The organism is Kosmotoga olearia TBF 19.5.1, from assembly GCF_000023325.1.
Lineage (GTDB): Bacteria > Thermotogota > Thermotogae > Petrotogales > Kosmotogaceae > Kosmotoga > Kosmotoga olearia.
In genome coordinates this window covers 143,531-168,052 of sequence record NC_012785.1, presented here as the reverse complement: position 1 = coordinate 168,052, position 24,522 = coordinate 143,531, and the positions used below count along the sequence as shown (strand labels likewise).

General features: G+C 43.3%; 21 protein-coding genes and 1 tRNA gene. 16 read left to right on the top strand and 6 right to left on the bottom strand.

The window, feature by feature from the left end; genetic code table 11:
* The first annotated feature begins 47 nt into the window (after positions 1 to 47).
* The 5 genes from KOLE_RS00775 to KOLE_RS00755 are packed head-to-tail and all read left to right on the top strand — an operon-like array spanning position 48 to position 4,077.
* Positions 48 to 458 (top strand): Fur family transcriptional regulator, encoded by a 411-nt coding sequence (locus KOLE_RS00775; RefSeq protein ID WP_235599640.1) that lies wholly within the window; start codon positions 48 to 50, stop codon positions 456 to 458.
* On the top strand, positions 455 to 1,333 hold the full coding sequence (locus KOLE_RS00770; RefSeq protein ID WP_012744663.1) for a metal ABC transporter substrate-binding protein: 879 nt from the start codon (positions 455 to 457) through the stop codon (positions 1,331 to 1,333). Before KOLE_RS00775 ends, KOLE_RS00770 begins: the two co-directional genes overlap by 4 nt.
* On the top strand, positions 1,320 to 2,069 hold the full coding sequence (locus tag KOLE_RS00765) for a metal ABC transporter ATP-binding protein (protein WP_012744662.1): 750 nt from the start codon (positions 1,320 to 1,322) through the stop codon (positions 2,067 to 2,069). Before KOLE_RS00770 ends, KOLE_RS00765 begins: the two co-directional genes overlap by 14 nt.
* Positions 2,066 to 2,884 (top strand): metal ABC transporter permease, encoded by an 819-nt coding sequence (locus KOLE_RS00760; protein ID WP_012744661.1) that lies wholly within the window; start codon positions 2,066 to 2,068, stop codon positions 2,882 to 2,884. Before KOLE_RS00765 ends, KOLE_RS00760 begins: the two co-directional genes overlap by 4 nt.
* An 8-nt stretch (positions 2,885 to 2,892) precedes the next feature.
* The gene (locus KOLE_RS00755) at positions 2,893 to 4,077 is read left to right on the top strand and encodes a MalY/PatB family protein (protein ID WP_012744660.1); all 1,185 of its coding nucleotides are present in this window, start codon (positions 2,893 to 2,895) and stop codon (positions 4,075 to 4,077) included.
* Here KOLE_RS00755 and KOLE_RS00750 read toward each other — a convergent pair.
* A complete protein-coding gene (locus KOLE_RS00750) occupies positions 4,074 to 5,207 on the bottom strand; it encodes an NAD(P)/FAD-dependent oxidoreductase (protein ID WP_012744659.1) in 1,134 nt (377 codons plus the stop codon). The genes KOLE_RS00755 and KOLE_RS00750 overlap by 4 nt on opposite strands.
* A 122-nt stretch (positions 5,208 to 5,329) precedes the next feature.
* Between KOLE_RS00750 and KOLE_RS00745 the strand changes: the two genes are divergently transcribed.
* The 5 genes from KOLE_RS00745 to KOLE_RS00720 all read left to right on the top strand — a co-directional run bounded on the left by KOLE_RS00745 (position 5,330) and on the right by KOLE_RS00720 (position 12,401).
* Positions 5,330 to 5,821 (top strand): ferritin, encoded by a 492-nt coding sequence (locus KOLE_RS00745; RefSeq protein ID WP_012744658.1) that lies wholly within the window; start codon positions 5,330 to 5,332, stop codon positions 5,819 to 5,821.
* Between the two features lie 32 nt (positions 5,822 to 5,853).
* Entirely contained in the window at positions 5,854 to 7,644 is a 1,791-nt protein-coding gene (locus KOLE_RS00740; protein WP_012744657.1) for a DUF2207 domain-containing protein, read from the top strand.
* Between the two features lie 1,341 nt (positions 7,645 to 8,985).
* Positions 8,986 to 10,257 (top strand): group II intron reverse transcriptase/maturase, encoded by a 1,272-nt coding sequence (gene ltrA, locus KOLE_RS00730; RefSeq protein ID WP_012744654.1) that lies wholly within the window; start codon positions 8,986 to 8,988, stop codon positions 10,255 to 10,257.
* 270 nt (positions 10,258 to 10,527) lie between these two features.
* Positions 10,528 to 10,824: a GIY-YIG nuclease family protein gene (locus KOLE_RS00725; protein ID WP_012744653.1), complete on the top strand. Its 297-nt coding sequence runs from the start codon at positions 10,528 to 10,530 to the stop codon at positions 10,822 to 10,824.
* Positions 10,825 to 11,108: 284 nt separating this feature from the next.
* The gene (locus KOLE_RS00720) at positions 11,109 to 12,401 is read left to right on the top strand and encodes an IS110-like element ISKol6 family transposase (protein ID WP_012744652.1); all 1,293 of its coding nucleotides are present in this window, start codon (positions 11,109 to 11,111) and stop codon (positions 12,399 to 12,401) included.
* Positions 12,402 to 12,595: 194 nt separating this feature from the next.
* On the opposite strand, the gene KOLE_RS00715 is transcribed toward KOLE_RS00720, so the two are convergent.
* From KOLE_RS00715 to KOLE_RS00695, 5 genes are all read right to left on the bottom strand, one after another.
* Positions 12,596 to 13,261, bottom strand: a complete 666-nt coding sequence (locus KOLE_RS00715; RefSeq protein WP_012744651.1) for a hypothetical protein — start codon at positions 13,259 to 13,261, stop codon at positions 12,596 to 12,598.
* Between the two features lie 83 nt (positions 13,262 to 13,344).
* Positions 13,345 to 14,184: a thermonuclease family protein gene (locus KOLE_RS10995; RefSeq protein WP_012744650.1), complete on the bottom strand. Its 840-nt coding sequence runs from the start codon at positions 14,182 to 14,184 to the stop codon at positions 13,345 to 13,347.
* Positions 14,185 to 14,209: 25 nt separating this feature from the next.
* Positions 14,210 to 15,739 carry a nucleic acid-binding OB-fold tRNA/helicase-type gene (locus KOLE_RS00705; RefSeq protein WP_012744649.1) on the bottom strand — a complete coding sequence of 510 codons (1,530 nt, stop codon included), beginning with the start codon at positions 15,737 to 15,739 and terminating at the stop codon, positions 14,210 to 14,212.
* Between the two features lie 108 nt (positions 15,740 to 15,847).
* A complete protein-coding gene (locus KOLE_RS00700; protein ID WP_012744648.1) occupies positions 15,848 to 18,019 on the bottom strand; it encodes a sodium-translocating pyrophosphatase in 2,172 nt (723 codons plus the stop codon).
* Positions 18,020 to 18,058: 39 nt separating this feature from the next.
* A complete protein-coding gene (locus tag KOLE_RS00695; protein ID WP_012744647.1) occupies positions 18,059 to 20,017 on the bottom strand; it encodes an ATP-dependent helicase in 1,959 nt (652 codons plus the stop codon).
* Positions 20,018 to 20,102: 85 nt separating this feature from the next.
* Here KOLE_RS00695 and KOLE_RS00690 point away from each other — a divergent pair, with 85 nt between their 5' ends.
* The 6 genes from KOLE_RS00690 (at position 20,103) to KOLE_RS00665 (ending at position 24,490) form a co-directional block, all read left to right on the top strand.
* Positions 20,103 to 21,149 carry a potassium channel family protein gene (locus KOLE_RS00690; RefSeq protein WP_012744646.1) on the top strand — a complete coding sequence of 349 codons (1,047 nt, stop codon included), beginning with the start codon at positions 20,103 to 20,105 and terminating at the stop codon, positions 21,147 to 21,149.
* A gap of 166 nt (positions 21,150 to 21,315) precedes the next feature.
* Positions 21,316 to 22,698, top strand: a complete 1,383-nt coding sequence (locus KOLE_RS00685) for an MFS transporter (protein WP_012744645.1) — start codon at positions 21,316 to 21,318, stop codon at positions 22,696 to 22,698.
* Positions 22,685 to 23,326 carry a LolA family protein gene (locus tag KOLE_RS00680; protein ID WP_012744644.1) on the top strand — a complete coding sequence of 214 codons (642 nt, stop codon included), beginning with the start codon at positions 22,685 to 22,687 and terminating at the stop codon, positions 23,324 to 23,326. The genes KOLE_RS00685 and KOLE_RS00680 overlap by 14 nt, the downstream gene beginning before the upstream one ends.
* Before the next feature lie 9 nt (positions 23,327 to 23,335).
* On the top strand, positions 23,336 to 23,785 hold the full coding sequence (locus KOLE_RS00675; RefSeq protein ID WP_012744643.1) for a hypothetical protein: 450 nt from the start codon (positions 23,336 to 23,338) through the stop codon (positions 23,783 to 23,785).
* Positions 23,786 to 24,367, top strand: a complete 582-nt coding sequence (locus KOLE_RS00670; RefSeq protein ID WP_012744642.1) for a TetR/AcrR family transcriptional regulator — start codon at positions 23,786 to 23,788, stop codon at positions 24,365 to 24,367.
* Positions 24,368 to 24,402: 35 nt separating this feature from the next.
* A tRNA-Leu gene (locus KOLE_RS00665) sits at positions 24,403 to 24,490 on the top strand.
* Positions 24,491 to 24,522 lie beyond the last annotated feature (32 nt).

Genomic DNA, 24,522 nt, shown 5'->3' with positions numbered 1-24,522 from the left:
TGTTGTATAAATATATGTGCAAATCATTTGCGCAAATCATTTGCGAGGTGATTGTTTTGAAACGCTTAACCGAGCTGAGAAAAGAGATCTTAAGGATCATCGAAACCTCTGAAGTGCCACTGAACGCCGAAGAAATCTATCAGAAACTTGAAACAAAGCCGAATCTATCGTCAGTTTACCGCGGGCTTTCCTTTCTTGAAGACAACGGGATGATAAAATCGATAAGTTTCGACTCCCATGTCCGCTTTTTCTATCCTGTGGAAAAAAATCATCCATTGCATTTTATATACTGTAAAAACTGCAGAAAAATAGAGGTCTTCAACGAATGCTTTGCGGACAGGATTCAGGCACAGATTGAGAAAAAGCACGATTGCACGATAACAGACCATGTGTTTTATTTCATAGGGCTGTGCAGCGAATGCAGGCACAACTATCCCGGAAGGGGGAGAGAGACATGAAGAAGCTATCTGTCTTTATAGCGTGGATTATAATAATGGCGAGTCTTGGCTTTTCACTGAACGTTGTAACAACGATAAATCCGTATTATCTGATCGTCAAAGAGATCGTTGGGGATAAAGGTAACGTTGAACTCCTCATTCCTGCCGGTCAGAATCCTCACATATATTCGCCAAAGATGAGCGATGTAAAAAAACTGTTTAAGGCTGATATAGTGGTCGCGAATGGGCTGGGATTGGAGAATTTTCTCTTAGACACATTAAAGGATCTTGAAAAACGAGGGAAACCCGTGGTCTATGCCGGAGAGTTTGTACCAATGGGAATGCTAATTTCAATCAATACTGAACATGATACAGCCGATCATACCTCAGTGAATCCCCATGTTTGGCTTGATCCCGTGCTTTTAAGTGAGTATATCGTACCTGGAATAGTAAAAGCTTTATCAAAAATATCTCCAGCGAATAAAGAGTTTTTTGCTGAACGTGCAAACCTGTTGATAGATGATCTGATGGAATTTCACAGGAAAGTGGCGGATTTGCTTGCGCCTTTTTCAGGCAAAGCGGTGATAGTTGCGCATCCGAGTTTTGAGTATTTTTTCAACCGCTATGGTATTGAGGAAAGGACTATTTTCAGCGGTCACGGTGATGAACCGTCTATCTCTGAGCTGAAGGTTCTGATAAATTTTGCAAGAAAAAATACAGTTTTTGGGATCTTTGGAGAATATCAGCAAAACAAAAAGCCGGTGGAGATTATCGCAAAATCCACCGGATTGCCGTTATCAGAACTCGATCCGCTGGGATTTGACAAAGGCTCTATAATTGAGTTATTGAGCTGGAATCTCAACCAGATAGAGAGGGTTATTCATGGTGCAAGATAGAATCATATTGAAGGTCGAAAATCTGAGTTTCAAGACGGGAGACCACTATATCCTCAGAAATATCTCTTTTGAAATGGAACAGGGGTCCTTTGTTGGAATCATAGGCCCCAACGGAGCCGGTAAATCAACACTTGTGAAAGCTATCGTCGGGGATCTGGAAGGTTACACAGGGGAGATCACCGTGAACGGTAGAATTGGATATCTACCGCAGCAAGAGAAAATCGACCGTGAGTTTCCCATAACGGTGAAAGAGGTTGCAGCTATGGGATTGTATCCCAAACGTGGGCTCTTCAAGAAATACACCAGGGAAGATTGGGAGCAGGTCAAGAAAACGCTTAAAGCTGTTGGTATTGTACATCTGGAGAATAGAAAGATAGGAGTTCTTTCTGGTGGCGAACACCAGCGTTTGATGCTTGCGCGAGCCCTCCTTATGGAGCCGGATCTGCTTATTTTAGATGAACCGGAAGCAGGTGTGGATGAAATGGGAAAGGCTTCCTTTTATGAATTGCTCGAAGAATTTAGGAACAAACAGGGAATCAGTATTCTCATGGTCAGTCACGACATAGGTATGGTTTTCGATTCATGCGATAAGGTAATGTGTTTAAATAAAACACTTCATTGCTACAGGGAATCAGCTGATATTTCTCCAGACGAGATCAGGCGAATATTCTCCATGGATTTCGATATATTGATCAGGGGCAAAAGACATTATCACAAGGAGCACGATAAAAAATGAGCATAATACAGGATATCCTGACGTATGAATTTTTAAGAAATGCCTTTATTGCTGGAATTCTGGTAAGCGTCCTGACATCGCTTTTCTCAACGGTTGTTGTATTGAGAAAAATAGAGTTTATCGGTGATGGAGCCGCGCACGCTGCCTTCGGCGGTCTGGCACTTGGTTTCCTTATAGGTGCGGGTAGCGAGATCATGGCAATGGTAACGGCCATAATCTTCGCGCTCACAATCAGCTATTTCAGCAGGCGTGAAAAAATCAGTGAAAACAGCATGATAGGTATGCTGCTCCCGCTTTCAATGGCGGTAGGGGTAATACTTCTTTCCTTTGTCAGGGGATACACCCCGGATGTTATGGGCTATTTATTCGGGAATATCCTTCTTGTAGGGAAGAATGATATCTGGTTGCTGCTTGGGTTCACGGTTGCTGCCGTTCTTTTCTTCTGCTTTTTTAGAAGGGAGATTCTTTATTATTCCTATGATGAAACTATGGCGAGGCATTGTGGAGTGAATGTCAACTTTATACATTACGCTATTTTAATAGGACTTTCCCTAAGTATCGTGGCTTCGGTCAAGATTGCTGGTATAATTCTTGTGACGGCTTTTATAGTTACACCGGCTGCAACAGCCAAACTCATTGTAAAAACCTACAGGAGTATGATACTTTTTTCTCTTCTGTTGAGTGTTTTTGCAATGATCTTTGGCCTTGGTATTTCGTACCTTTTTGACTTACCACCCGGTCCGGTTGTGGTTTTGATTCTGTTTCTGGAATTTCTGCTTACATATGTATTTGCAATGAAAACAAAGAATGAATAGGTGGGATTATGGAAAAATACGATTTTGATAAGTTCATAGATCGCAGGGAGACAAACTCATACAAATGGGATTATTTAGATGAGGCCTTTGGCACCCGGGATTTGATTCCCATGTGGGTAGCAGATATGGATTTTGAGGCTCCAAAACCAGTAATAGAAGCCATTAAAAATCGCGCGCAGCACGGGTGTTACGGTTATACAGCGAGACCCGATAGCTATTACGAGAGCATAATGAACTGGCTGGAAAAAAGACACAGCTGGAAAGTAGAAAAAGAGTGGCTTTTGCATTCACCTGGTGTTGTTCCCGGGATAGTAATAGCGATATTGGCATTTACGAACCCGGGCGATAAGGTTATCATACAGACGCCTGTTTACCATCCTTTCTATTCAACTGTCCGTGAGAACGGAAGGCAGCTCGTGAAAAATCCGTTGAAACTCGAAAACGGAAAATACTTTATGAATTTCGAAGATCTGGAGTCAAAGATAGATGAACGGGCGAGGATGTTGATACTATGTAATCCCCACAATCCCGGTGGCAGGGTCTGGACCGAAGGCGAGCTGTTGAAACTCGGTGAGCTTTGTATTAAACACGATCTGATAATTTTATCCGACGAAATACATTCTGACATAATCATGCCCGGGTACAAACATATTCCCATAGCATCAATTTCGCAGGAGCTTGCTGATCGAACCATCACCTATATAGCGCCAAGTAAAACCTTTAATCTCGCCGGGCTTACAACTTCAACTGTTATCATTTCCAATCAACGTTTAAGAAGGATCTACAACAATATGCTTTCTTCTCTTGAACTCAATCTTGGAAACGTTTTCGGGATCGTTGCTACTGAAGCAGCGTACAGATACGGAGAGGAATGGCTGGAGCAACTTCTGAAATACCTTAAAGGGAATTTAGAGTTTCTCAAAAAATTCATCTCTGAAAGATTGCCGGAAATTAAGGTTGTAGAGCCTGAAGGGACTTACCTCGTTTGGCTTGATTTCAGAGGCCTGGGAATGGATCAGGAAGAACTCAGAAAGTTTATTATTGAAAAAGCGAAGCTCGGCCTCAATGATGGAGTTACTTTTGGAGAAGAGGGTAAAGGATTTCAACGAATGAACATCGCCTGCCCGCGTTCCATACTCAAAAAAGCTCTGGAACAGCTCGAAACAGCGGTTAAAAATCTAAAAGGAACTTAACGGGTCTCGATACCCTTAACTCCCTGAAAGAAGAAGCCTTTTATCATTAGTCTATCTATTCCTTTGAGGTATCCGTTCAGATACACATACAGTAATTTTGCCATTCGGATGTCGGAGAGTAGATCAAAACGTTCCGGAAGAGTTGTAGTAAGTTTTTCCCTGAGGATTCCGGCTATTTGAAGGTGGATTCCAATCCTCCGTATTCTGCCAAGGAAGTCGTCATTAACCTTCAATCGGTCTCCGCCTTTTTCAATGATCGCTTTAGCCGAGCAAAAACCTGTTTCCATGGCAAAGGATATACCTTCTCCGGTCCACGGATCCACGAATCCGCCGCTATCTCCAACGAACAAGCATCCAGGAACCATGTTATTGAGATCTACGGAGATAGTTTTATCAAACATTGGTAATGGAGCTGCGTTGAGTTTACCAATGGGGAAGTTAAAGAGCTTCTTGACAATATTTTCCGCATCAGCGTATGTGAGGGAATTATCGTAACTGCCAATCCCTACATTGAAAAACCCTTTTCCCGGTAGAATCCACGTATAACCAAAGTCGTGAAAGTTTATAGTTGCGGTGGTGATTGGTACGGATGCCGTCTGTGCTTTGTACGCTATTGAATATGAGATTTTCGATGTATTTTCAAGAAGATTGTGTCCAAAGACACCTGCGGCTATGACAACATATGGGGCACTATAAGTATTACCGCTTCTACCGTGGCAGATAAATCCGTCATCCAATCTTTCTATCCGGATAATAGCATCATTTTCATACTTTGCGCCGTTTCTCAGAGCGTTTTCCATGAGCGCATTATCCAGTTCTTTTCTTGTCGCAACATAGAAGAGCGGTTTTTTGTATATATAGGTAATCGATTCGTTTTTTCGTTCAGTACCTGGATACCCAAATGAAACCTTTGTAATTGGTTTCAAATTAAGGGAGAATACAACCCCGGGATGAATCTTCTCCAGAAGTTTCATAGACTTGGCGGTGAGCACCCCTCCACAGACCTTGTCACGGGGGAATTGGCACTTATCTATCAGTAAAATGTCGAAGTTTCTTCTTGCCAGAACAGTTGCAGCGGTACTTCCGGCCGGGCCTGCACCGATTATGATAACCTCGGCTTTTTTTTCCAACGAAGACACCTCCTATTCTATATTATAGTTCTTTCAACACTTATACAACCATTTTCATACTGATATGTATGAATGCTACAATATACATGTGATTCAAATCAAAGTGTTGGAGGGATCAAAACATGATCAGTGAAAAGATGGTAAGGATGATCAATGACCAGATTAAAGCTGAATTTGAATCTGAATTCCTTTACCTGTCTATGGCGCTCTGGTGCTCAAGGAAAGGATACAAAGGAGCGTTAATGTGGTTGCTCAAGCAGGCTGCCGAAGAACACGAACATGCCATGAAATTCATACGTTACCTCGATCAGGTGCACGCGGATGTAGAGGTTCCCGGTATCGATAAACCAAACGTTGAATTCAATTCGTTGCTGGATGTTTTTGAAAAGGGCCTTGAACACGAAAAGTATATTTCCTCAAGAATATTCAAATTAATGGAAACCGCTGAAGAAGAAAAAGATTACTTCACGGCAGATTTCCTTCAATGGTACGTGACCGAACAGCTTGAAGAAGAAACATCCTTCAGCTCCATCGTTAAAAAGTTGAAAATGGTCGGAGATTCTAAACAGGGTTTGATGATGATCGACGCTCAGCTTGGCCAGAGACAGGAATAAAATAGCAAAAATCTTTAGAAGGGGAGAGAAATATGAGTCAAAGCCTTAAACGAGCGCTTGTGGGCGGAATAATTGGCGGGATAATCTGGGTTTTTCTGTTCTTAATCTTGACCTATGGAAGCTCTATTGGCTCTATTTATAAATTAGAGGGTGCAACGATAGAGCAAAAAATCCAGGAAGATGGTTCGATCGTAGTGCATGAGAAAATCGACTATCTTCTTGTTAAACCGTATCGTGGGGTTTACCGCGAAATTCCTTACGATTTTAGGACTCATTACAGCAACCTGAAGGTTTGGGCGGATGGATTACCCATACAGCATATTGAAAATAACAGCACCGAGAACTCTATAGACGTAAAGGTGTGGTTTGTACCTTACCAATCAGAACCAGTTAAACCGCCAGAGGGTGGTCAGAGGGTGACTCTCCACCTTTCCTATACCGTTCGTGGAGCAATCCAGGTTGGCAAAGATACAGCACAGCTTTTCAGAAAAATATGGGGCGATGGTTGGGATGTCCCTGTGAAAAGTCTGATCGGTATATTCGAGTTTCCGGAGTATTTCCCCATTATGGAGTATTATACGCACCCATTCCTTAGAGTCGAAAAAATAGGAACACAGTACATTTTCAAGGCCGAAAAACTTCCTCCAAGAACATTCGCGGAGGTCAGGTTTGTTTTCCCGAAGGAGAATCTTAGAGGATTATCACTTTCAGCTATAACCCCGGGTGATTTCATGTATAGCGATATAGAGAAAATCGAAAAAGAATATTCTTCAAAGGTAAAGTTCCTGAAATTCCAATTCCCGTTCCTTATGGGGATAGGTGCTTTTGTGATTCTGTCCCTCTTATTCTTCTATTTTGGAAGGGAACCAGAGATTTCTTACAATGCTGAATATGAACGCGAGCCGCCGTTCAAAGACAACCCGGAAGAAGTCAATGCGATAGTAAAGAACCTTTGTACCGGTGCAGATAATGACGGGATAGGTGCGATGCTTCTTAACCTTTACAGGAAAGGATTTATAACATTTGAAACGGATCCAAAAAATGAAAAGATAAGAGGCATCAGGATTTTGAAATTAGGTGGCGAACTCACGGATAGCGAGAAATTCTTCTTATCCTTTCTTAAAGGATACTCTCATGATAACGTGTTCGATTTCGATGCTGTCAAATCCGATTTAAGAAAATCCCAGACGAAAGCAAGAACATTCACGAAGCAATTCCAGGCCTGGAAAAAGCTGATAAAAAACAAGGTTAAAGAGAGACGATACATGGTAACTACGGGAAACACATATGCCAAGCTTTTTGCAGTTATTCTGCTTGGCATTAACCTCTTGATCTTGGTTGTTTCCGTAAAATATCCTGAAATTTTGTTCATGAATTCATGGACAAAATATGTTTACGGTGGATTCTGGGTTCTTGGTTTCAGTGTTCTGTTTCTCCCGATTGATGTGTTCGGAAGGTGGACCAGACAAGGCAGAGAGTATTATCTCAAATGGAAAAAATTCCAGAGATTCCTTGAAGATTATTCGCTCCTGTCTGAACATCCACCGGAAAGCATAACCCTGTGGGAAGAATACCTTGTGTATGCTGCCGCTCTCGGGATCGCCGATAAGGTCAGGAAAAATATGGAACGGATAATTCCATACGAAGTATGGCAGGAAAGAGGCGGTAGGTCATGCATGTACCATCCTGCCATGTTCAATATCTCGAGACAGTTTGGTAGCGTTGCCAGCACCGCTCAAGCAAGTTCTTCAAGCTCTTCCAGCGGCGGTGGAGCCGGTGGTGTCGGTGGAGGTTCCGGCGGCGGAGGCGGCGGAGCGTTTTGATAAAAGACCGAGAGTTCGAGAGAGCTGCTTCGCAGCGGGCACGACCGGCTGCGCCGGTGGAGCGAACTCATCCTGAGTTGTCTCGAACCACTTTTGGTTGAAAGAGCAGGCCGCTTGCAGAGGCTGTCAACTGGTGGAGCGACGCTTGCGAGGCTGAGGCTTGCAGACGCTGTCAGTTAATAAAGCGACACGAACTGCAAGCGGTTGACACGAACTCCTGGTAAGAATCGAGAGTCCGAGAGTCCGAGAACCGAGAGGGCCGCTGTGCGGCTGGTGAGCACGCTGCGCGTGGGTAAGCTCTGCTACGCTGGGGGTAAGCCTGACTACGTCAGGGGTGTGCACTCCTTTGGGGTGGGTAAAAACCGTCATTCTGGAAATGTTCTATCCAGAATCTTGTTTTTTAAGAACGAGATCCTGAATCAAGTTCAGGACGACGGGTTGTGGGGCAGGACAACGGGTTAGGGAACAAGTGTCGGGTTAACGAGGCGAGAGGCCTCTCTTTGTCATTCTGGAAATGTCTTATCCAGAATCTGGTTTTCTCAAGAATGAGATCCTGAATCAAGTTCAGGATGACAGGTGACGGGAATCGAGATTCGTGAACCGGTAGCCGCTGCGCGGCGACACGAATCCCTTCGGGATTGTTACGACCTGCTACGCCGGTGTTACGAACTCCTGCGGAGTTGTCGCGGTGTGCCCGGCATGACATACAACTATAGGGTGAAAGTCCCGAATGCGGGGAGCGAAATAAGCATTAGCTGAGGGCAAGGGTGTCACTGGTAACGGTGAATCTGAAGGAAGCCTAAGGCAAAATCCGGAACTGAACGAAAGTGAACCAGTGTTGGCCGGTAGAGTGGGTAACCTTGCCGAGAATGGGTAAGCCCGAGCTCCAACTCTACAGGTTTGGATGGCAGGATTCGGATGAAAGCTGTATGTCTTACCCGGGGAAGTCCTCACTCGTCCCAAAATGGGTAAGCCGGAACAAGGGGAGACCCAAGGACCGGTAAAGCGGAGGAGGATGGCAGATGAACCCGTAGTAGTGTTGAACCTCTCTGAAAGGAGAAGGGACTATCGCCTTGAGCGATGGGGGTAACAGGAACCGAAAGGGCCTGTTACTTGCGAAGGGGGGAAGGATTGAGGAAATGGCACAAAGGGAAGCGAGTATAACAGGAGTCCGTAACGGAGGCTGAAATGCTAACGACGGTTGAGAATAGCCGGGGCAGGTAAGTAACCATTGCAAAGATAGGAAGATTCCCGGGGGGGGTAAAGAATCCAATCTTTGGATGGGAGAAGAAACCGATTCTGTTATATGCGACTTATCCGGAAGGCCATACAGGAGGAAACATGAGGAAGTACTACAGTCTTATTGACAAAGTTTATCTGGAATCGAACCTGGCCAAAGCATATCACAAGGTGCGAAGAAACAACGGAGCACCCGGGATAGATGGAGTAACGGTTCAGGAGTATGGAGAAAACCTTCTGGAAAGGATTAAGAAACTCAGCGAAAAGTTGCGAAAAGGAGAATACCGGCCTTCACCGGTAAAAAGGGTAGAAATCCCGAAAGGAAATGGGAAGACACGTATGCTCGGGATACCGACGGTAGAGGATCGAATAGTACAACAATCGCTGAAAGAAATAATGGAACCAATCTTTGAGGAAGGATTTCATCCTTCAAGTTATGGATACAGGAAAGGAAGGAATCCACACCAGGCAGTAGAGAAAGCCTATGCCTTCGCGTGCAAATACAAAATGAAATACGTGGTACAGTTAGACCTTAGTCAATGCTTTGACACCTTAGACCACGAAAAGATGATAGACGCAGTAGCGGAAAGAATAAGCGATGGCAAAATATTGAGATTAATAAGAAGTTTCCTCAAAAGTGGAGTCATAACGGACCAATACCAACCCAGTGAGATGGGAAGTCCACAGGGCGGAGTAATAAGCCCCTTGTTAGCCAACATCTATCTGAACAAATTTGACCAGAAAATGATGGCCAGAGGAATAAGGATAGTGAGATATGCAGACGACATACTAATCTTCGCAAAGAGCTACAAAAGCGCGGAAAAATACCTAAAAATAGCTATCCGGATACTGGAAAAAGAGCTGAAATTGAAGGTCAACAAAGAAAAGACGAGAATAACCACGATAGATGATGGAATCGAATTCCTTGGATTTACCATACAAAAAGGCAAAATACGAATCCAGGAAAAGAAAATAAAAAGGTTCAAAGCGAAAGTAAAAACACTCACCCGGAGAAACCAATGTACACCGATTGGAGAGATAATAAAACGGCTAAACCAATTGCTGAGAGGCTTCAGCAATTACTACAAAATAATCGATTGGGTGGGAGTATTCAAAGGCCTCATGGGTTGGATAAGAAGGAGATTGAGAGCCATAATCCTGCGACAATGGAAGACGACAAAGAAACTATGCAGGGTGATGAGACAAAAAGGATACAGAGGCGAAATATCTGGAATAAGGATGAACAAATGGAGAAGCTCTCAATCCCGGTTGGTCAGTAGGCTACTGCCGAACAAGTATTTCCAGAAGATAGGGCTGTATGATATGAAGCTTTCGCATGTACCACTGTCGGAGAATCCGATACTCAATCCATGAGCCGTGTACGTTGGCCCGTACGCACGGTTCTGTGAGAGGACGGGGGGATTCCCCCCCTCCTACTCGATAACCGCAAGCGGTTGAAAAAGGCTGTCATTCTGGAAATGTTCTATCCAGAATCTTAATTTTTAAGAACGAGATCCTGAATCAAGTTCAGGATGACAAACAAGCTGTTTTTTTGTTACGTGACCGCCTGTGGTTAAAAAAGTAGTGTAAAATTTCAGACGCAGCGTTGTTTAATTTAGCATTTGCATAAGTGAAGGTGATTTTATGAATCCAGGTTTCGTTTACATAATGTCAAACCCTGGTAGAACAACCTTCTATATAGGAGTAACGAACAATCTCCTGCGTAGAGTTAAGGAACATAAAAGCAAGAAAATTGAAGGTTTTGCTTCTAAGTACAATTGTGTTGATATTGTGTATTATGAATCCTTCGAACAAATCTCCAGCGCAATCGAAAGAGAGAAGCAACTAAAAACATGGAAAAGGCAGTGGAAAATCGCTTTGATAGAAAAGGTTAATCCAGAAATGCGTGATCTTTATGAAGATATACTATGTGGATCCTGAATCAAGTTCAGGATGACGGGTTAGGGGTGTTCTGGTTGGATAGTAATGTAGGGGAACAGCATGCTCGAAACTCGAGAACCGATGTAGGAGTAAAATAAAGGAGGCAGTCAGGAGGAAGAGAGGAACAGAGAACCGATCCGCCATAAGAGCGACTGCTTCTCACACTCCCTCTTCCATCCTGGGAGTACTAGAGGATCAATAGTAGGATATCCGGGGAAACCCAGGAACGCTACATCGATTAACCTGTACTCATTGACTGCACAATGTTTTTTGGAGGAATCAGTATGGATATTGTGGGAATTGACTGGTCGTGGAATTTTCACACCTGCTATTCTATCGAACAGGATAAGGTTTTTAAGATCAAGGATGGTATAGCGGGGTATGAGAAGCTGCTGAAAACAGTATCAAAAGACGCTGTTTTCGTCATTGAGGAGAGTTTCAATCGTTTGGGAGATTTCTTGCTGTCCAGAGGGAAAGAGGTTTATCTCCTGCCACCGAAAAGGTCAAAGGAAGCCAGAGGCTATCATTCGAACGGCGTGAAGACAGATTCAACAGATGCCAGGTGTATCGCCCTTACCTACAAAGAACACCCGGAATATTGTATTAAGGCAACACATGACGAACTCGGCATGCTTTTCAGGGAATTGTTGAGGCATTACAGGTACTATACCGACATGTCCTCAAGACTTAAGAACAAACTTCAAAACGAACTTCATAATTATTTCCCTGAATATGCTAGGGTGATGGGTAATTCTTGGACAGATTGTGACGGGAGGATATTCCTGCTCACCATATGCCCGGATGTAACCGAACTCAGGAAGACATCTGACAAGGAGATAAATAGACATTTCAAAGCGAATCATCTACGCTACACATCCTCATTGAAAAGAAAGGTCAAAGAACTCAGGGAAAAAGCCATTGACTGGGGCATGTCAAAATACACCAGGGACATGATCGCGAATGTTGCCACACAACTTCTGGAAGCAAAAAGAGAGAAAAAGAAAATAACAAAAGAGATGGAGAAAGAACTACGTAAATCGAAATACAACATAATACTGACGCTCCCGGGTGTTGGAGTAGCTACAGGAATGGCATTAGTAACAGCATTTCTTACACACGAATTCAAAAATTACAGGGATTTCCAGAAGTATTGTGGAACTATGCCAATAGTATCCCAGAGTGGTAATTTTCGCATGTGCAGGATGAGGAAAAACTGTGACAAGAAACTCAGAGGCATTCTCCATATGATGGCGATAAACGCGAAGAAATGCGGAGCATGGATGAAAGGCTACTATGACAAGAAGACAAATAAAGAGGGCAAGAAACCATCTCTTGCCCTCAGAGCATTGGCGAACATCCTCGTCAAGATAGCCTTCGCCATGCTAAGAAACCTAAAAGCCTACGATGAGGAACTCTTCCTTTCCTCACGTGGGAACAAGAGTCCTCGGTTAAATTATACAACAAGAAATAGCATACCGGGGACCAAAAAAATGAAGAAAGAAAAGTTATCCCTGCCTGTCTCTGTTGCTCAAACCAACTGCCATTTGGGAACAGTTTCAGGTAGTCTGTCTCCTTGACTTGACATAGTAGGTGAGAGCCGAGAAAGTCGCTGCGTGATTCAAAAAAAGCCGTCATTCTGGAGATGTTTTATCCAGAATCTGGTTTTGTTCTATGAATGAGACCAAACAACAGGGGGACTGTACCTTAGTGGACTGTCCCCCTGTTGTTAAAAGCCTCCCTTATCGGGAGGCTTTTTTATTGGATTTACTGATTATTCAGCAGGCAGTACGTAACTTTTATCCCATACGAAGAGTTTGTAACCGTAGCTCTGTCCAACAACGCCCATGATTGTGTATGTAGTATTAGTTGCAAGATCGCTAGGCATGTCTGAGTACTTGAAGACTGTAACAGTAACGCCACCATTATTAAAGGTATGATGTCCATAACTGTCTGTTCCATCGTATCTAGCGGTAAGCTGAACAAGTTTACCAAATAAGCCAACTGTTAGCCCTTCACCTGCTGGAAGTACGTAAGGATCAGGAAGTGCTACATTTTTTTCGATTAGGGTTGCCGTTCCGCCGGGGGTATCTGTATCCAGTCTGTACTCACCGTATTTAGAAAAGTATGGTGAACCCACTACTGAAATTTTATCTCCCGGATTGAAGTCTCTGAAGTCTATTACGCTACTATCGGATCTCAACATTATCCCGTTGTTTTCTGCATCTACTATGTAAGCATAGTACGAATAAGCATAGGTTACAATTCCTTCTGTTTCAACAAGGAACTCACTGACATCTGTCGCTTCGTTGGTGTCGATCCATTCGATTATCTCCGGGATGGTCATTTTCTGAACGTCACCAAAATTGAACCATCCTGGACAACCCGTTAATGCAAGAATAAGTACAGCAATAGAGAGAACTAACAGTACTTTCTTCATACCCACACCTCCTAATTAATTTATTGAGTGGAGCTCAAAGGGAGCCCTCAAAGGTATTTAGGGTTAATCATTTTGTTATTCTCTTACTCTCCTATTGGTTTGATTTCAAAGGGTGCTCTTAACAGTATTTCCGGTTTTCCGTCTTCTTCCCATATTTCGCCGTAAACCTTTATTTCTTCGCCAACGTAATTTTTGAATTTCGGATCACCGCCAAAAAACAAGTATGCTTCATCTTTACGAATTGCTATAACAGCATCATCAGAAAAGAGTAAGTATTCATCGAATTTAGAATCGTAACCGGTATCTGTTGGAGTGAATTTCAACCAGATGATCTTCCCGAGGTAATCATCAAGGTTGTCTTTTACAACTGAAGCATCAACAGTTGGTGCTGGATTGTCTGAATCGGGATCATACTTCGAGAAAATTCCCCGTCTCTCTTTAAAGGCTTCCTCATAGGCTTCTTTGAAATCCTGAGAATGTTCTGATGTGCTTGTGTAGGTTAAAGGTCTTGCGAGACCGTTTCTTATGATCTCCTCGTTTATCATTTTGTCGTCTTTCGTGTACACATAAGCCAATAACCTATCGTATTTGTCATATCCTCTAGCTATGATACTAACTCTCCAACCAGACTGAGATATAAGATCTCTGTTGAATTCCATTGCTTCAATTCCGAACTCTCCGTTTGGCTTTGAATCCTGGTAATCTGAATGAGTTTCCGGGGTATCTATGCCTATGTATCGGACTTTGACTTCTTCGCCATTGTATAGAACTTTAATAGTGTCTCCATCTATTATTTCTGTTACATAATATGATGAAGTAAACCACCCGGGACACGAGGTGAGGAACAGCGCAGAGATTGAAACTAAAATTACTAACGATACATACAGCCATGATTGCTTTATCACAGATCTGTGGGAACTCATATTTCACCTTTCCTTTCTCGATGTATTATTGTATATCAGCCTGGGATCTTGGAATGATCTCCCATTCTCCTTTGAACAACGAAACGATACCGATAACGGTGATCTTCTGGCCGAAGGAGATATCCTCGAAGGATACATTTGTTCCTTTCTTTGCGTAAACCTTTATTACGCCAGAATCGTCTTTGACCATTATGGAGTATTTCTGGACTTCCATGACTGTACCTGTGATCTTTACCAGCGCTGATTCGTATTTTCCGGAGAATACATCAAGGGCTCTAACAGGGATAATGGGTATCTTTTTACCAGAAGCTATTTTTTCCACAGAATTTGTGACAATTTCAAGAATACCGTAATATTCTTTGATGTAACCGGTTATGATGACCTCGTCACCTGCTTTCAATCCGGCAGCGTTTCTTCCCCAGACCATGTAACCGCCTGTTTCATCTACGACGTAAGTAACGTTGTTACCCATTACGCCGGTATCAACGGCAACGATTCCTCTGATAGTTACGGTGTCTCCCACTTTAGCTGTCTTCTTGATTTCAGCTATCTTCGGCAGTTTCTTTGTGCTCCTTATCAGGGCTTTGAATGATTTTTCAAGGTCAATGGAGAAATAGTTCGAGTACGAAAGCTCCAGTCTCTGGATACCGTCCATTCCACCATCAACATCACCGTTGGAAACAAGCAGTTCCAGATCGTTCAACTTGAACTTTGTTCCATAGTTGTATCCAGTAGGATTCACATCTAAGAAGAAACCAACAGAGATATCAGAAGTGAAGTAATAATCAACAAAAGTATTTAACACCCATTCAGAATACTTGTTAGGATCTGAGTAATCGTATTTGATACTCCAGGAGCCCTGATTTGCGTACTGTATTCCAGCAGAAATCTTGTTCCAATCAGCAAGAGCTCCGATGAGATAAGTTGGTGGAGCACTGAAAGGAGATGAACCGTAAACAGCAACAGCACCGAAAATTTCGCTGGAAACTGGGCCAAGTTTTACTTTCAGGCTTCCATCAACAGAAAGGTCATAAGTTGTGCCTTTAACCATTCCGTAGAAAGCAAGAGCAGAAGATTTGGTTTTATAGGATATCATTCCTCCATATTGATGTTCAGAATTGTAACTGTCATAGTTGTACCTTCCAAGGAACGTGAAATTACCGTAATCGTATTTTACTTCGGCTCCGTAATTGTAATCGTAGAACCCTCCAACCCTGAGGAAGTTTATCTTTCTGGTGTTGTAATACTTCGAGCGGAAATTACCGATCTTGATACTCAAATCATTACCGTAATAGTAGCCGTAATAAAGCCTTGGTTTCATCAGACTGATTGGCCCAAGATTAAGCGTATCGTGGCTGAGGGCAAGATAATCTTCTAACCTTATCCCTATCCCCTTTATAGGTTCAAAGGTGAAGTAAGCTATCGGAAAGATAGAACTATTACCTGTCTCCAAATCGATGGTGTAAAAAGTCAAAGTATCCAATGTTACCCTCGATAAAGAAACCGTAGATACAACCATTACCATTACCAATGCAAGAATCAAAGCTTTTCTCACACAATCACCTCCGATGGAACAATTGTTTTTGGAATAAAATGATACCATATCATTTATGTTAGAGCAAAACACCGGGGCAAGTTTTGCCCCGGTGTTTTATATGTGTAATCACATAAAGAACGGTTTATCCGGGAATAATGAACCAAAAACGAGAGAAACGACAGACATGAGCTTTATCAGAATATCCATTGATGGACCTACGGTATCTTTCAGAGGATCCCCGACGGTATCCCCAACAACCGCAGCGGAGTGAACATCCGTTCCTTTTCCACCGAAATGCCCGGATTCAATGTATTTTTTAGCGTTATCCCATGCACCACCTGAATTCGCTGTGAACAGTGCAATCATGATGGCACTGCCGAGGCCTCCAAGAAGCAATCCGGCAACCGCTGCCTTACCAAAGAGGAATCCGACAACAAAAGGTGTCGCGATTGCGATTATACCGGGCAGCAGCATTCTGCTGACCGCACCCTTTGTGGTGATTTCTATACATCTCTTATAATCAGGTGTTTCTTCGCCTGTCAGAATTCCTTTATGTTCTCTGAACTGTCGCCTGATTTCGGTTATCATGAGATCTGCTGTATCGGCGACACCACGGATCAACAGTGAGGTGAAGAAGAAAGGCAACATTGCGCCTATGATCGAACCAATGATTGTGTAGGGGGAAACAAGATTAATTACAGGATTGTTTACGATTTCCTCCGCAGAATGTGCGGCACTCCATATATAAGAAACTATGAGCGCAAGAGCCGCGAAAGCTGCTGAACCGATCGCGAATCCTTTACCGATCGCAGCGGTTGTATTTCCGACAGAATCAAGTCTATCCGTTATCTCACGAACCTTTGGATCAAGTTCAGCCATCTGGGCGATTCCACCGGCGTTGTCAGCAACAGGACCATAGCTATCAACGCTGACAATGTATCCAACGAATGAAAGCATTCCAAGGGCCGCTATTGCTATTCCATAGACACCCGCTGACCAGTAGGCACCGAGAATGGCGATAGCCAGGACAATTACTGGCCAGAACGTGCTTCCCATACCTAGCGCCAATCCAGAGGTTATGTTTATTGCAACACCGCTTTTTGTTTTTTCGGCGAGATCCTGTGTAGGTTTGTAGTCGTAGGAGGTGTAGTACTCACTTAATTTGCTTATTATCAACCCGGCGATCAGACCGCTGGCGATTGCTAAGAACAATCTCCATCTGGAAACGAATTCAGGGTTGAGAATAAAGGTATCTTTGAATGCGTAATCTGGTGCGGCGATTCCGATCACGATAGCGGTTGATGCGAGGACAAGAATACCGGTGAATACGTTACCAAAACCGAGGGCTTTTCTGGCATCCTTCGCCTTCATGTTTGCCACAACCAGCACTCCAACGAGCGAAGAAAGGACACCAACGCCGGCGATGAGGATTGGAAGCAGGATCAATCCGTAATATTGTTCAGGGCTCATCCCGTATTGGACCTGCCCATTGATCATTTGTTTGTCTGCGAGTTTCATGAAGATGGCAAGCACGATGGCAGAAACAACAGAAGCGACATAGGATTCGAGAATATCCGCACCGAGCCCGGCCACGTCTCCAACGTTGTCTCCGACGTTGTCGGCAATAGTAGCGGGGTTTCTCGGGTCGTCTTCGGGGATTCCCGCTTCCACCTTTCCGACAAGGTCAGCACTCATGTCGGCCGCCTTTGTGTACATACCGCCTCCGACCCTGTCGAACAGGGCAATGAGACTCGCACCAAGAGAGTAAGAGCTTACTATCATAACCGGATCAAGGAAAGATATTTTTCCGAAGGCTTGCGATATTTCTGTGATGTTGTTGTAGAGGAAAGAATCCTTGAAAACAAGCATTATTATGCTCAAACCGGTAAGGGAGAATCCCGCAACAGAGAGCCCCATGACGGAACCACCGGAAAAGGCTACCTTAAAGGCTTCAGATAATCCTTTTGTAGCTCCCTGGGTAACCCTGGCATTTGCTCTCGTCGCGGCGTACATCCCCATTACGCCGGCGAGTTCCGATACAAGGGCACCGAAAAGAAGAGCGATTGGGTATTTGAACGACTGAAAGATTATACCCAGAGCCGCTGCTATTAAGACGGCCACCAGGAATATCTTGCGTGCTTCCTCAGAGAGAAAGGCAGATGCACCTTCTTGAACGTAACCGGATAATTTTTGCATAGTCTTGTTACCGGGTGAAAATTTCAAAGTACGGGCAAGCATGATAAATGCAAAGATGGTCGAAAGAACACCCGCAGTTAGTGGGAGATACAGAGCATTCATTTTTTCCCCTCCTTCATAGGAATCAAGAGAAATATGGTATTAAATATTCCACCCAACGTCCCATCTTTCAGCCACATCCTCCGGGATCTTTGTAAGAAAGTCATGTCCGCTCCTGAAGACGTAGGAATTTCCGATCATTGGGCGCGACCTGCCGGTTCTCTGGCGTATGAGGTAAAGATAATCCCGGGCCCTTGTGACAGCCACATAGAAGATTCGCTCCTCCTCATCGAGGTTTCCTTCCATTATTGCAAGAGCATGCGGGAAATCTCCCGGATTCATGGCGAGAATGAAAACAACATCCCACTCAAGCCCTTTTGCCTGATGAACGGTGCTTAACACGATTTTCTCTTCTCTGTCAACTATTTCTCTTTCTATATCAACCTTTTCGCTGACGGCGAGATCTTCGAGGAATTCTCCTATACTATCGTAACGATCTGCAACTTCTATAAGCCTTTCGATATCCATACGCCTTTCTTTGGCGTCAGAAAAATGCTCGTCCATATATTCACCATAAAAGCCTTTATAAATAGTTGAAATCACTTCTTCCGGGCTTTGCTCACTGTTGAGCTCTTCTAAAAGTGAAATCAATCTTTCTATCCGTACCCGGGGAGTTGCGAATGGCCTGAGAGCGGAAATAACCTCGTTGTCGTTTCCTAAAGACTCTCTAATAGCATTTATGATCTGGGTTGCTCTACGTATACCAACGCCGGGGAAAAGCCTCAATACCCTTCCCCAGGATAATTGATCGTATGGATTCTGAAGGATCTTAAGGAAAGCGAGGATGTCTTTAACGTGAGCGGTTTCAACGAACTTTGGGCCTGAGAAAACTATGTAAGGGACTCTTCTCCTGTCTAATTCAAGTTGTAGCTCCAAGGAATGGAAATGAGATCTGTACAGCACAGCTATCCTGTTTGGTTGAATGCCGTCTTCAATATGCTCATTGATTTTTTGAGCCACGAAGGAAGCTTCATCAAGATTGTCCCAGGTTTCCACGATCACTGGAACCGGGCCTGAAGGCCGAACAGCTTTCAATTGTTTTTCAAGGGAGCTTTTTGGGACAAGATGATTTACCAGCCTGACGATCTCCGGTGTTGAACGATAATTGGTTTGAATCTTGAACACGGAGGTTTGGTCACGGTTCAGGAAGTCGTACACGTTTTCGAACCTTGCGCCACGGAAAGAGTATATTGATTGGGCGTCATCCCCGACGACTATGAGATTGCCGTGTACACCCGCAAGCATCTCAACGAGTTTGTACTGTACGAGATTGGTGTCCTGGAATTCATCTACCAGAATCCACTGGAATCTTGAAGATTCACGAATTAAGATTTCTGGGTTATTCTCAAACAATTCAACGGCTTTTATCAAAAGGTCATCGTAATCAAGGGTGTTGTGTTCTAACTTCAGTTGAGTGTAGCTTTTCCATATCTCCTCGAGCTCATCCCGAACCGCGAAGAACTTACGGTTGTGCTTTGCTATTGATTCGTCAAGTGAAACCATGCAGTTTACGGAATAGGAGAAGATACTCTGGATAACTCCCGGGCTTGGAAGCTTGAGGGAACCATCATTTCCACGCTGTTCCATCAATTGGGCTTTGCAGTGTTTTATTAAATCCTTGGAGTCTTCTCTGTCGAGGATTGTAAAATCAGATGAGATACCTAAGTGGGTGGCATATTTCCGAAGAAAATGATTGCAAACGTGATGAAAAGTTCCCGCAAGCATTCCCCGAAGGTCAGAACCGCTGACTCTTCTTGCTCTTTCTATCATTTCTCTGGAAGCAGCCCTTGTAAACGTGACCAGAAGGATATTTTGAGGATTCACCCCTGAAGAGACAAGGTAAGCGATCTTGAACGTGATGACCCTGGTTTTACCGGAGCCAGGTCCTGCAACGATAAGCGTTCTCCCTTTAGAATTGAGAACGGCGTTTAATTGTTCGTTGTCAAGAGATTCCTGGATAAAGTTTGGTATACCATGTGGTTTAAGATTATAGCGCTTCATAGCTTCCTCCTCTTCAAAATTTTATCACAATCCGGAGCTAACTGTTTTACGCGATTTCTGTTATTATTTTCTCTGGAGGGATAAAATGGAAGAAATTTCAACGAAACACCGGGTAATCTTACGTTCAATATTTATGATAATCGGTGTTATTCTATTTGGGACCTTTGGTTATGGAGTGATCGAGGATTGGTCATTCCTCGATTCTTTCTTTATGACAGTAATAACCATATCTACCGTAGGGTACGGTACTCCAGGAGACCTTTCAGAAGCTGGAAAAATATTTACCAGCTTTTTGATACTCTCCAGTGTAACGGTCGTTGTTTACGGATTCTCGAATATCACGGCTTTTGTTGTTGAGGGAAGGGTTAATGAATTTCTCAGGAGGCGAAGGATCTTGAAAGCGATAGAAAAGCTCACAGGGCATTGCATAGTTATCGGAGCTGGAACGGTCGGACTTACCGTCGCGAAGGAGCTAGCGAGAAAAGGGAAAAAGGTTGTTATCGTGGATCGGGATGAGCAACTGATATCTCATCTGCTAGATGAAGAAAAGAAAAATCTTTACTACGTTCTTGGAGATGCCAAAAATGAAGAGGTCCTGATTCAAGCGGGCGTGACAAGGGCTGGAGGATTGGTAACAACGCTGGATAGCGATGCGGAAAGCGTTTTTGTTATTCTAACCGCGAAAAGTCTCAATCCAAACCTGAACGTAATCGCTAGATCGAATGAGCATGAGAGCATTAAAAAACTGCAATACGCGGGCGCAAACAATGTGGTACCCATTACAGAGATTGGTGCACACAGGATCGTGAATATGCTAATGAACCCTGTAATTGTAGGGTTCCTCGATTCCATTACCCGCTCAGGCGATCTAGAACTGCGTTTTGAACAAATTGTCGTTCCGGAAGAAGGATTCCCGGTTGATGGCTTGACCCTTGGTGAAATGGAGATTCCCAAAAAAGTTGGTTTGATCGTTATAGCGATTAACAATGGCGAGAAAAATATCTTCAATCCCAGTGCCGGAACGAGAATCTACCCCGGCTATACCCTCATGGTTCTTGGGGAGGAAGAAAAAATAGAAAAGTTCAACAAACTGCTTAGCGAAGGCGCCTTCACCAACCAGAATAAGCGATAGGATTCAGATACTGAAAGAAACCTTATTCTGTTAAAAATAAGGAAATAAAAAACCTTCGTGCTTCGGATTACATATCTGCATTTTTTTCAATCGCCACAATTGACATGTAATATATAAAGGTGTATCATAATACCGACTGGTCGGTATTATGAAGGAGGTTGAAAGAATGTCCATGTTCACGATACTTTTTGTAAACTTCATATCAGCGGTTGGCATAACGATTGTGGCACCTATTCTTGGAATAGCAGGACAGATATTTGAGGTCGATCAGGGCTACGCTATGTGGTTGATGACGGGTTTTATGATGGCGTACGCCTCTTTCATGCCAATGATCGGAAGAATGAGTGATAATTTTGGGAGAAAAAAGGGTTTCATAGCTTCGGCATCGATTTTTTCTTTTGGTCTTCTCCTGAGCTTCTTATCTAATGACTTCAATATCGTTATTCTTGGGAGGATGATCCAGGGTTTCGGTGCCGGTGGGATTCTGCCGGTGGCGAATGCCATGGCTGTTGAGCTTTACCAGGATTCTAAAGGTAAAGCCCTCGCGCTCGTTAATGCTACTTACGGGCTTGGTGTTGTTGTCGGAGTAAACCTCGGAGGTATTATCTATGATCATCTTGGCTGGAAGTGGATGTTCATAGTTCCTTTCATCCTGACGCTGATCGTTATTCCGATAGCTGTTTCTTTCTTGAAGGAGACATTAAAGTTTAAAAAGCATGAGGCTATAGATTACATTGGAAGTATTTTATTTGCGGTTGCTATAATTTCATTTATGTTTATGATGAAATACCTTGCGGTGGCTCCCTTCTTTTCACCTGAGGTTTTAATTCCGATGATTGGCATGGTTATATCTTTTATTCTCTTTGTTATCAGGGAATTAAAGGTGGAGAATCCGGTCATAGATATAAAGGATTTTAAGAATCCATCGTTCTTGATTTACAGCCTGATTGCTTTCTTCTTTGGTTTTTCTATGTTCCTTTTTGTTACTTTCCTGCCTTCGTTTACCCAGACATTGCTTGGATACGGGGTCTCAGAATCTGTTTACGCTATTGATCCCTTTGCGATAGCGATGATTTTCTTCGTCATGCTCGGAGGGATCTTAATAAAAAGATTTGGTGCAAGGAAATCAATGGTTATAGGGGCGCTTCTTTTTTCGATCTTCTCCTATCTTTTCGTAAAAATGGTAGATGATGGGCCTTCATTCTACATCTACTCTATACTCCTCGCATCGGGACTCGGAATTTCAATGACGCCGATGAATTACGTGATCATGGAAGAAGGTGGAAAAGAAAAACAGGGTGTCTCTGCGGGAATAGCAAGTGTTATGAGGAGCCTTGGAGGAATCGTTGGACCTACAATAGCCGGGATAATAATAGCAAATGTCGATTTTAGCTCTATCTTTGTTATGGACAATCTTATAGAGGCTTATATGAAAATCTTCAGCATATCGTTTTATTCAACGCTGATACAGGTGGCCTTGAGTATTTTGGGATTGTTTGCGTTTAGAAAAATATTGATAAAAGGAGGTATCCGCAATGAGAAAATTTAAGATGGTCACGGGGCTTTTTTTGGTAATGGTGATAGTGGCGAGTGCCGTGCTTTCGGTTTCACTCAACGATATATTGGTAACATCAGAAAATATGAAGACAATTAAGTGTGTTGTGAACGCTACCAAGTTCTCAAAAAGGAGCAAAAGCCAGGTCGAATTCCTGTTCTATTTCAATCGGGATGGCCAGAAACTGAGGATAGAATATACGGCACCGAGAAACATGAAAGGCAGCATTGTAGCGATCGACGGTGAGTACTTCTACAATTATATTTCCAGTTTAAAAAGGACTATGAAAAAGGAACTCAGTGGGGATTTTGATAAGAACAAAGCTCCTGGAAGGGATATGGGAATATTCTTTGATTTTGTTTATGGTGACCTTGACAGAGTTTTCAGCAACATGCAGCACGAATATATCGGCGAGGAAACCTTGAAGATAAACAAGAAAGAAGTTAATACTTACCATTATGTATTTCAGAAAGCAGATGAAAAGCAGGAAGTGTGGTTTGATTCTGAAACGTTGGCTCCGGTGAAGATTGTTATATACCAGGATGGGAAGAAAGTGTACGAAATATTCGTCTTTGATATTCAGATCAATATCACACTTGAAGATTCGCTATTCAGATTGTGAGGCGGTAATATGAGAAAAATGCTGGTATTATTTATTTTGGTCATGTCAGTTCTTGCGTTTTCGTTGGATTATAGCCCTGTGCTGGCGGGGCTGTCGGCAGTTGGTTCATCTGCTGGCGCTTATATCGGTGAGAATTTGGCGGTGCCAGCTCTCATCATAATGAATAAGATGGGGTTCGTTTCAGATGATATATTCTCTCCCTTCTCAACCACAATGGCGGATGCCATAGAAACAGGTGCTGTTGTTGGAACGGTGATTGGCGGAGTGATTGCAAAGCACGTGTACCTTGCATTCAATGGAGATTTTCGGGTTGAAAACCTGATCGTTGATTCTGTGATATCCTCTGTTGTGGCGTATGTGGCTCATAAAGTAGTAAAATCGTTTTGTGATGACAGTCTCATAAGTGATATATTTGTCGTTCCAGGTATTAACGGATTGGTTCTTGGAGGAGTGTGGTAAGTGCAAATAAAGAAGGAAGATAAGAAAGACAGAATCCTCAAAAGCGCAGAGAAACTCTTTGCCGAGAAAGGATACGCTAATGTTTCAATAAGCGAGATCGCTAAAGACGCGAAGGTTGGCAAAGGGACAATATACGTTTATTTTTCATCAAAGGAAGAAATTCTTGACGCCGTTGCTCTCAGGATCTTCGAGGAATTTGTGGATGGCGCCAGATACGCACTTGAGATGTCCAAAAACCTTAAGGAATTCCTCGAATTGCTTGCCGAAAAGCTGTCAAAAGATGTAGAAAACAGGAGCAAAATATTGGCGATGTTCCACCGAGAAAGACTAAAGGACAGGAGCAAATATCGGGAGATAACCTCGGAGTATAGAAAGGTCTTTATGGCGGCATACGAAAGATACAGGGACGAATTCAAAATCCCCTTTGATGAAATGTTTGCCTTCATGAGAGGAATATTCATGAGCGCATATACCATGGCGGACAACATAACAGAAGAATCGATAAAGATTTTTTTGAAAAAGATCCTGCTGTGTTTTTTTGATGTCCAGAAGGATATGGATTGCGGATCAGGCGCGTCTTGACACCCATAACCGTTAATGCTAAACTATTTTTGTGCGCCGGGGTGGCGGAATTGGCAGACGCGCATGACTCAGGATCATGTGGGCATTACGCCTGTGCGGGTTCAAGTCCCGCCTCCGGCACCAAAAAAGGGGAGCTTTGCTCCCCCTTTTTTTAT